At 61.5% G+C, this 4,396-nt stretch carries 4 protein-coding genes; 2 read left to right on the forward strand and 2 right to left on the reverse strand.

Features of this window, described 5'->3' with window-relative positions:
- Positions 1-125: 125 nt before the first annotated feature.
- Together rnt and lptG are read right to left on the reverse strand one after the other, a co-directional pair.
- A complete protein-coding gene (gene rnt / locus BQ17_RS08155) occupies positions 126-773 on the reverse strand; it encodes a ribonuclease T (RefSeq protein ID WP_089726013.1) in 648 nt (215 codons plus the stop codon).
- A gap of 279 nt (positions 774-1,052) precedes the next feature.
- Complete coding sequence (gene lptG / locus BQ17_RS08160; RefSeq protein WP_089726007.1) at positions 1,053-2,117, reverse strand: LPS export ABC transporter permease LptG; 1,065 nt, start codon at positions 2,115-2,117, stop codon at positions 1,053-1,055.
- A 266-nt stretch (positions 2,118-2,383) separates the two neighbouring features.
- Between lptG and BQ17_RS08165 the strand changes: the two genes are divergently transcribed.
- Both BQ17_RS08165 and BQ17_RS08170 read left to right on the forward strand, forming a co-directional pair.
- Positions 2,384-3,886 carry a leucyl aminopeptidase gene (locus BQ17_RS08165; RefSeq protein ID WP_089726009.1) on the forward strand — a complete coding sequence of 501 codons (1,503 nt, stop codon included), beginning with the start codon at positions 2,384-2,386 and terminating at the stop codon, positions 3,884-3,886.
- On the forward strand, positions 3,883-4,314 hold the full coding sequence (locus BQ17_RS08170) for a DNA polymerase III subunit chi (protein ID WP_089726011.1): 432 nt from the start codon (positions 3,883-3,885) through the stop codon (positions 4,312-4,314). Before BQ17_RS08165 ends, BQ17_RS08170 begins: the two co-directional genes overlap by 4 nt.
- Positions 4,315-4,396: the final 82 nt, after the last annotated feature.

The raw sequence follows: 4,396 nt of genomic DNA on the forward strand, positions 1-4,396 counted from the left end.
CCATCCGTGTCGATCCGTGTTCATCCGTGGTTCTCTTTCTGGTTGTTATCTGCACTGACCAACGGTTTTCACAGGCTGGATGGCCGCAACATCCCAGCGGTCCGCACAGCGGACCCTACAGTCAATCAGGGAGACTGGGCTGTCTCCCACGGGCGATCCGGATCCAGCTCCCGCCACCGGTTGACGATCCCGCAGAATAGCCTGGCCGTCTGCTCCACGTCATAGATGGCCGTGTGTGCCGCGCTGCTCTTCCAGCCCAGGCCCGCCGCCTGAGCGGCTTGGGCCAGGACCGTCTGCCCATAGGCAAGCCCTGCCAGGGACACGGTATCGAAGACGCTGAAGGCGTGGAACGGGCTGCGCTTGAAGTTGGTGCGCTCTACGGCGGCCTTGATGAATCCCAGATCAAAGGCAGCATTGTGCCCGACCAGGATAGCGCGGTTACACCCGGACGACTTCACCGCATTGCGGATGGGGGTGAGAATACGGGTGAGTGCCTCCCGTTCCGGAACCGCGTCGCGGAACGGATGATCCGGGTCGATACCGTTGAAGGCCAGCGCCCGTGGATCTATCTCGGCACCGATGAACGGCAGCACGTGACAGGACAGGGTCGGGGCAGGTACCAGCAGGCCATCGTCGTCCATGTGAATGATACTGGCCGCTATCTCCAGCAAGGCATGTTGCTGGGGGTCGAACCCCCCCGTTTCCACATCCACCACCACCGGCAGGAATCCACGAAACCGCCGTGCAATTGCGGATTTGTTACACTCGTCCATCATCTCGACAGCATAAGTAGCGCGTCGGTGAAAACCAACCGGTTCAGACAGTTTCAGGACAGGAAACCTTTGCGGCTTATCAGTCGCCAGCTGCCAGCTACCAGTCGCCGGCTGCCTCCCGTAGGGCGGATAAGGCCATGGACGGACGCAATCCGCCGGCTGCACCGCGCCAGTCGCCGGCTACCAGCTACCAGCTTCCAGTCACCAGCTTCCAGTGACCGGTAGCTGAAAGCGTCCGCCCTGTTCTCTCCCCCACCGCTGCAGAAGTCGCAATTGCCGCTACCCGGCCCGCTTCAATACCCAAAAGGCAACCGCAAGGAACGCAAGGGGCGGAATCAGGGTCGCAACCAGGGGGTTCATTCCATACAGGAGCGCGAAATAAGCGAAGGTGCGGCTGACCAGATAGAAGGCGATACCCACCACCACACCCAAGAGCATGCGCGCCCCAAAACCGCTGGTGCGCGCCGAACCGACCAAAATGGGAATGGAGACGAAGATCATGGCCGGAATCAAAAAAGGATGGATCGCCTTACCCCAGAAGACCACCTCGTAGGGGCGGGCGTCCTGACCGTTTGCCGCCATATACCGGACATACCGCAGCAGCCCCCAGATCGGGAGCACATGGGGTTCGACGACGATAATCTTCAACAATCCCGGGTCCAGCAGTGAATTCCAGTCGGCCTGGGCAAGGTGACTGGTCTTGATGCGCTCATTGTCGATCGTGCTGCGGAAGATCCCCTGCAGTATCCAGCTTCCCTTTACATATCCGGCATGCTCGGCGCGCGTCACCCGGCTCAGATGCCGTTCCTCGTCGAACTCGTAGATATGGATGTCGCGCAGCTGCGCGCCGGACAGGATCTCCTGAATATAGATGTAGGCACGACCATCCCGGGCCCAGAATCCATGCTCCGATTTGAGCGTAACCTGGCCGGACTGGGCCTCGGAACGCCATTGCAGCGCCTTCTGCTCCGCAATCGGCGCGACTCCCTCGCCTACCGCCACGGCGACCAACGCCAGCAGGAGCCCCCCCTTGATTGCGGCATAGACGATGTACCCGATCGATACCCCCGCCGCCCGTATGGCGACCAGTTCCGAGCGACTCGCCAGAGAGCCCAGGCCTACGAGGGCGCCGATCAGGGTCGCGATCGGAAAGAGCTGATAGGTATGCCGCGGCATGATCAGGGCCACGAACAGCAAGGCATCCGCGAGCTGATAGCCGTTTTCTCCCACCTCGTCCATCTCGTCGGCAAGGAGGAAAAACCCCATTAACGGCAACAGCACCCCCAGGGTCACAAGCGTGCCGATGATGACGGCACCGGCCAGATAGCGATCGAGGATCTTCACGGAAGCGTTCGCCGCAAATCAACGCCAATGGACGCAAATAAATATAACGAGGTGAAAGGCCCTCGATGATGGTGAGCCGATTTCGACCGGTTTGAGTTCATTTGCGGCAAACGAGAATTCCCAAATGTCAATAGGTCCCAGCGACCCGTAGCTGCCGTTACCGCCGGAATCTTGTAGACTTCTCACCAGCGCGTATCTTATCACTGCCTCTCTGATCCCGGCTGGCGGGTGGATCCTGATCTGTCCTCATAGCCGATGGAGTAACCATGGAATTCAAGATCAAACGCGGCGACTTGACCGGACAAAAGACCCCCTGTCTGATCCTCGGGGTGTTCGAGAAACACAAGCTTTCCGAACCCGCCGAGGCCATCGACAAGGCCAGCGGCGGCCATCTGAGCGATATCCTGCGCAAAGGCGACATGGACGGCGAGACCGGCCGGACCCTGATGCTCTACGGCATACCCGGCGTCAGTTGCGAGCGGGTCCTCCTGATCGGCTGCGGCAAACGCAAGGAATTCAACCGCCGCAGCTATCGCAAGGCCCTGGCGGCTGCGGTGACCCTGCTCAACGACACCCGTATCACTACGGCCCTGTGTACCCTGCCGGAGGTCATCCCCGCAGGCATGACCCGCTATCGCACGGTGCGCGACGCCGTGACCACCTGTGCCGACAGCGTCTACCACTATGACCGGACCAAGCAAGAGAAAAAGTCCCCGCGCTTTCCACTCAAGCGCCTCGATCTCTGGGTAGCGGAGAAACAGGACACTCAGACCGCCCAAGAAGCAGTCCGCCACGGCGGCGCCATCGCCCGGGGGGTCGCCTTGGCGAAGGACCTGAGTAATCTACCGGGTAACATCTGCACACCCGCATACCTTGCGGATAAGGCCATCGATCTGGGCAAGGACTACCCCGAGCTGCGGGTAGAGATCCTCGAAGAAAAAGACTTAGAAGCGCTCGGCATGGGCGCCCTGCTTTCGGTCTCCCGCGGCAGTCGCCAGCCCGCCAAGCTCATCCTGATGGAGTATCGGGGCGGCGCGCAAGACGCCAAGCCGGTGGTCCTGGTCGGCAAGGGTCTCACCTTCGACGCCGGCGGGATCTCGATCAAGCCCGCCTCCGACATGGACGAGATGAAATTCGACATGTGCGGCGGGGCGAGCGTCTTCGGGGCCATGCTCGGCGCCCTGGAGCTGGCGCTTCCCCTCAACCTGGTCGGGGTCGTCCCGGCCTCCGAGAACCTGCCGGATGGTGACGCCAACAAGCCGGGGGACATCGTCACCAGCCTGTCAGGCCAGACCATCGAGATCCTGAACACGGATGCGGAGGGCCGACTCATTCTGTGCGATGCCCTGACCTACTGTGAGCGTTTCGAGCCTGACGTGGTGATCGACATGGCGACCCTCACTGGCGCCTGCGCCGTCGCCCTCGGCAAGCATCCAAGCGGTCTATTCACCCAGAACGAGCAGCTGGCGGCGGAAATCCTCACCGCAGGCGAGGCCGCCGGCGACCGTGCCTGGCGCCTGCCCCTGTGGGACGACTACCAGGAAGAACTCGACAGCAATTTCGCCGATATGGCCAACATCGGCAACAGCCGCTGGGGCGGTGCCATCACCGCCGCCTGCTTCCTCGCGCGCTACACCAAGCAATACCCCTGGGCGCACCTGGACATCGCCGGCATCGCCTGGCGCAGCGGCAAGAAGAAGGGCGCCACCGGGCGGCCGGTATCCCTGCTGACCGAGCTCATCCTCAAGCGCAGCGGCCAACTCAAATGACCCGCATCGATTTCTATTCCCTCAAGGAACCGAGTCGCGGTGACCGCTTCCTCCTCGCCTGCCGCCTGGTAGAGCGCATCTACGGGACCGGACAACGTACCCTCATTCAGGTCCCGGACCGCGAACAGGCGCGCCACCTCGACCGTTTGCTCTGGACCTTCCGGCAGCAAAGCTTTCTCCCCCATGGGCTGGTGAACGACAGCGACCGCGCGCTCACACCGATCCTGATCGGCTACGGTGAGGATCCAGGCGAAGAGAACCAGGTACTGATCAACCTCTCCCTGGAAGTACCCGCCTTCTTCGAGCGCTTCGAGCGCCTCTGCGAGCTGATCGACCAAGACTCGAACGTGCGCGAAACCGGTAGAAAACGCTACGTGTATTACCGGGATCAGGGCTACCCCCTGCACCATCATGAGATCCAGCTTTAGATTTTTCGGTAGTGGTTAATATCTAAGTTGTAACATGACCAACGGCACTGGCCGCTATACCCCCTCTCCCTCCGGGAGAGGG

The organism is Candidatus Thiosymbion oneisti (assembly GCF_900092655.1).
GTDB classification, from domain to species: Bacteria; Pseudomonadota; Gammaproteobacteria; order Chromatiales; family Chromatiaceae; genus Thiosymbion; species Thiosymbion oneisti.

Excerpts from the sequence above, each read along its gene's own strand:
- rnt (WP_089726013.1), bottom strand. The coding sequence starts at position 773 with ATGGACGAGTGTAACAAATCCGCAATTGCACGGCGGTTTCGTGGATTC.
- BQ17_RS08165 (WP_089726009.1), top strand. The coding sequence starts at position 2,384 with ATGGAATTCAAGATCAAACGCGGCGACTTGACCGGACAAAAGACCCCC.
- BQ17_RS08170 (WP_089726011.1), top strand. The coding sequence starts at position 3,883 with ATGACCCGCATCGATTTCTATTCCCTCAAGGAACCGAGTCGCGGTGAC.